This window comes from Faecousia intestinalis (assembly GCF_040096185.1).
Classification (GTDB): domain Bacteria; phylum Bacillota; class Clostridia; order Oscillospirales; family Oscillospiraceae; genus JAZOXB01.
In genome coordinates this window covers 1-2,331 of record NZ_JBBMFF010000185.1, presented here as the reverse complement: position 1 = coordinate 2,331, position 2,331 = coordinate 1, and the positions used below count along the sequence as shown (strand labels likewise).

3 protein-coding genes are annotated in these 2,331 nt (G+C 62.9%); 2 read left to right on the top strand and 1 reads right to left on the bottom strand.

Annotated features, from left to right (window positions below; genetic code table 11):
- Positions 1-149: 149 nt before the first annotated feature.
- Complete coding sequence (mutY, locus tag WMO66_RS05790) at positions 150-1,184, top strand: A/G-specific adenine glycosylase (protein WP_349135444.1); 1,035 nt, start codon at positions 150-152, stop codon at positions 1,182-1,184.
- A gap of 44 nt (positions 1,185-1,228) precedes the next feature.
- Positions 1,229-1,495 (top strand): DUF1292 domain-containing protein, encoded by a 267-nt coding sequence (locus WMO66_RS05785; protein ID WP_349135443.1) that lies wholly within the window; start codon positions 1,229-1,231, stop codon positions 1,493-1,495.
- Positions 1,496-1,555: 60 nt separating this feature from the next.
- Here WMO66_RS05785 and WMO66_RS05780 read toward each other — a convergent pair whose 3' ends face one another.
- On the bottom strand, positions 1,556-2,161 hold the full coding sequence (locus tag WMO66_RS05780) for a single-stranded DNA-binding protein (RefSeq protein WP_349135442.1): 606 nt from the start codon (positions 2,159-2,161) through the stop codon (positions 1,556-1,558).
- Positions 2,162-2,331 lie beyond the last annotated feature (170 nt).

The window sequence follows — 2,331 nt, the reverse complement described above, 5'->3', positions numbered from 1 at the left end:
CTCCGACGTACACGCCGCCGGAGAAAATGATTTCCATTTTCTTTGCGCCTGCGGGCGCAAACTCTGCGAGGCTTTTTTGACAGTCTGATAACAAATGGTCCTGCAGTTCATTCGCTGCAGGACCATTGTGTTTTAAGGAGGAAAAGAACATGCTTGAGCAGCTGCCCGTCCTGCTGCTGCCGTGGTTTGCGGAACACCGCCGCGACCTGCCATGGCGGCGCGACCGTGAGCCGTATCACGTCTGGCTCTCGGAGATCATGCTGCAGCAGACGCGCGTCGAAGCCGTCCGCGGCTATTATCTCCGCTTTCTCGAGCGTCTGCCGGATATCGCTGCGCTGGCAAGCGCGCCCGAGGACGTGCTGCTGAAGCTCTGGGAGGGTCTCGGCTACTATTCCCGTGTGCGCAACCTGCAAAAGGCGGCGCAGTGCGTCATGGAGCAGCACGGCGGCGAGTTCCCGCGGGAGCTTTCCGCCATCCGCGCCCTGCCCGGTATCGGCGACTATACCGCCGGGGCCATCGCCTCCATCTGTTTTGAGGCGCCCACTGCAGCAGTAGATGGTAATGTCCTGCGCGTGATCCTGCGGCTGACGGTCTGCGCCGACTCCCCGGCCGACGTGCGCGTGCGGCGGCGCATCGGAGAATCGCTGAGCGCAATCTATCCAGCAGGACACTGCGGCGATTTCACGCAGGCACTCATGGAGCTTGGTGCGACCGTCTGCCTGCCAAACGGCGCGCCGCAGTGCGAGGTCTGCCCCCTGCGCTCGCTCTGCGAAGCCCACGCGCAGGGAACGGAGCTGCAGTTCCCGACAAAGCCGCCAAAAAAGCCCCGCCGCATCGAGCAGCGCACCGTTTTCGTGCTGCAGTGCGGCGACCGGCTCGCCGTCTGCAAACGTCCGTCCCGCGGCCTGCTGGCAGGGCTGTGGCAGCTGCCGGACGTGCCCGGCAAGCTGGAAACGGCGGAGGCGCTCCGGCAGGCGGAGCAGTGGGGCGTGCATCCGACCGGCATCGTCAAAACGGCCGAACGGACGCACATCTTCACGCATGTACAGTGGGATCTGCGCGGCGTCTGGCTGACGTGTGCGGCGGAAGCGCCGCAGTTCACCTGGGCGGATGAGAACGCGCTGCAGCACGAGATCGGCCTGCCGACGGCTTATCGGCAATTTTTGGACTTGCATGCGGAATAAAAAGCGTGTATACTGAAGCTACCAACAATACGGAGGTCATTGACATGGAAGACAAGCGCGCACAGTACGGCGAGGACGAGATCATCACGCTGGAATTTGACGACGGCGTTACGTTCGACTGCGGCATGATGGGCACGTTCGAGCTCGACGGCAAGGAATATATCGCACTGGAGGCCCTGGACGATTCCGACGACGTCTATCTCTACGGCTATCAGCGCAACGACACCGATTTCGATCTGCTCGATATCCCGGAGGAGGAATTCGACCGCGTCGCAGCGGAATTCGACCGTCTGATGGACGAGCCGATCTGAGAATCCAAATCAACATGCGGCCGGAGCATTTCGCTCCGGCCGCTGCATTTTTATTCCCGGTTATTCCCGGACCGGCTCCGCCGAGATCGCAGAAATTTCATAAGCCGTCCGCCGCTCGGCCGTGGTGCCGAGCATTTTGATATACTCCCGGCTCTGCAGCCGCCCGGTCAGTGCCAACTGCGTGCCGACCGGCAGCTCCGCCGCCTCCTGCGCCGTGCGGCCCCAGAGGATGCAGGGCAGATAGTCCGCACGGCGATAGGGCCGGTTCACCGCGAGCATCACGTCGCAGATCTCCCGCCCGAGCGGTGTGCGGCGATAGACCGGCGCGCGGCAGATGGTCCCGAGCAGCTCGGCGCGGTTGTCGTGCGCCGCGCTGCAGAGCGTCATCGTCTCGGCCAGCACGGAGATCACGAGCCGCCGCCCCTCCGGCTCGCGGTTGTTATAGGAGCGGATCTGCCCCGTCACACACAGCGTATCCCCGCCTGCCGCGGGCGTCTGCTCCAGAAGCTCCAGCGGCGCGAGCACCGGCAGCGTGTCCGTCGTGCCGGACAGGCGCTCGACCTCGAGCGGGAAAGCATAAAACCGGCGGCCGTGGTTTTCATGGGAATAGCGCGGAGCACCGGCGAGATTTCCGGTCAGGATGATCTGATTGACGATATGTTCCATTCTCCCACCTCGTTGTATTCTTATGGGAGAGTATATTCCCCTGCCGGAGCCATTATGATATGCGGACAGCCCGCCTTGCGGCGGGCCGTCCGGGAGCGTGTCGAAAAAGCCTTTTCGACACGCTCTCAAACGAGACCCGTTTCACTGGGCTCTCGTTTGAAAAGGCTGCG